This window comes from Flavobacterium sp. ST-158 (genome assembly GCF_058309975.1).
Genome location: NZ_JBZEEN010000026.1, coordinates 1 through 2,073 on the forward strand (window position 1 = coordinate 1; position 2,073 = coordinate 2,073).

Annotated in this window: 2 protein-coding genes; both read left to right on the forward strand. The window is 32.8% G+C overall.

The features are described from left to right. Positions 1-253 (forward strand): OmpA family protein (locus AC4FRF_RS17490; RefSeq protein WP_491161575.1); only part of this gene is annotated, 253 nt, incomplete at its 5' end. Positions 254-658: 405 nt separating this feature from the next. Continuing rightward, on the forward strand, positions 659-2,073 hold a 1,415-nt coding region (locus tag AC4FRF_RS17495), incomplete at its 3' end, for a SprB repeat-containing protein (protein WP_491161577.1).

Consider the following 2,073-nt stretch of genomic DNA (forward strand, 5'->3'; position numbering starts at 1 on the left):
TCCGAATATGAAACTTGATATTCGTTCGCATACCGATAGTCGTGCTTCTTTCAAATACAACGAAGCTTTATCCGATAAAAGAGCCAAATCAACTATTAATTGGTTGATTCAAAACGGTATCAATCCAAATCGTTTAACTGGCAAAGGTTACGGCGAAACACAATTAGTTAACAGATGTGCCGATGGAGTAAAATGTACCGAAGAAGAACACCAAATGAATAGAAGAAGCGAATTTATTATTACAGCACTATAAGCAAAAAAACTTCATTTTAAAAACCTCGAATACAGATTTATTCGAGGTTTTTCTGTTTATAACAATCTGTATTAAACAATCACTTTTTTAATTAAATCTACCCAAAAAAATACATTTAAACGAGTTTTTAAGTTATTCAAAGAAAAAAAAGAGTAGTCCTGTTAAATATTCATAAATTTAATTATAAGATTTGTTCCTATAGAACAAATAAATGTTTTTGACCCCCGAATGAAATTAATTTCAAGCAAATTAATTCATTATACTCGATTTTGATACATATAGTTTATTTCTAAACAACTATTACAAGTCATTCTTTCAAAAAATAAATGATTATCATTTTATTGATAATCATTACTCTTCATAGATTAAATTCATTTCATTATTAACGGTTTAATACAAATCAATATGAAAACAAATCTACCTTTCCAAAATTTAAAACGAAACACTTTTTTTGTTTTACTATTATGCTTTATCAATATAGTAAATATTTTTGCTCAAGATATATTTGATGGTAAATACTGTCCTGGACCTGGAGTATCAGGTGATGAATATGCAACTGGAATAGTATTTAGCCAACAATTAAATCCAAGTCCATCATCAACATGTGAAATTGGAACTATTCGTGCTAAAGTTGATACACAAAATCAGGTATTAAGATTAGGTATGAATATCGGTAATGGTGGAGCAGCTCTTTTTAGACTATATTTAGATACAGATAATAATGCTACAACAGGATTAACCTCTGATACTTTTGGTGGTCCTTTAACTGTAGCAGGAGCTGAATATATTTTAGAAATTAATTCAAATGCCAATACTTTTAACTTATACTCCGGAAATGGAAATATCAAAACACTATTGCCTATTAATAATGGTCTAGCTGCTTTAAATGGAAGCGCTACTGGTTGTAATGGTGGTGGTGGTTCTTTTTTAGAATTTAATATTCCATTTGGTAGTATCGGTTTTAATATCTGTGATATCAATAATCCTGGCCTAATTAATATTACCAAATTAGCATCTGTTAGCGGTAATAGTGAAAATTCAAGTTTATGTATTGATACTCCTTTGACATTTGGTATTCCCTTAAAAGGAAATGTTGGTCCCGATGCTACAATATGCTCAGGTGCTAATAGTCCTTTATTAACAGTAACTGGTATTACGGCTAATTCTACTATAGTTAAATGGCAATCTTCAATTAGTCCGTTTACAACTTGGATTGATATAGCTAATACAACAACAACTTATACTGGAATTAATTTAACTCAAACCACTAAGTTTAGAGCTGTTTTCACTAATTCAGGTTTATGTTCGGGAAGCAATATCGCAACTAGTCAAGCTACAATAACAGTATCACCTCCTCCTACCGCATCTATTTCTTCCCAAACCAATGTAGATTGTTTTGGGAATAATAGCGGTAGTGTGACCGTAGCCGGGGCTAATGGAACTGCACCTTATACCTATGCCATTGATGGAGCTACTTTTTTACCAAGCGGTACTTTCGCCAGTTTGAATGCTGGTTCTTATACCATTACCATTAAAGATGCTAATGGATGTAACACTACTCAAGACGTAACCATCACACAACCAAATGCAGCTTTAACAGCTTCTATTTCTTCCCAAACCAATGTAGATTGTTTTGGGAATAATAGCGGTAGTGTGACCGTAGCCGGGGCTAATGGAACTGCACCTTATACCTATGCCATTGATGGAGCTACTTTTTTACCAAGCGGTACTTTCGCCAGTTTGAATGCTGGTTCTTATACCATTACCATTAAAGATGCTAATGGATGTAACACTACTCAAGACGTAACCATCACACAACC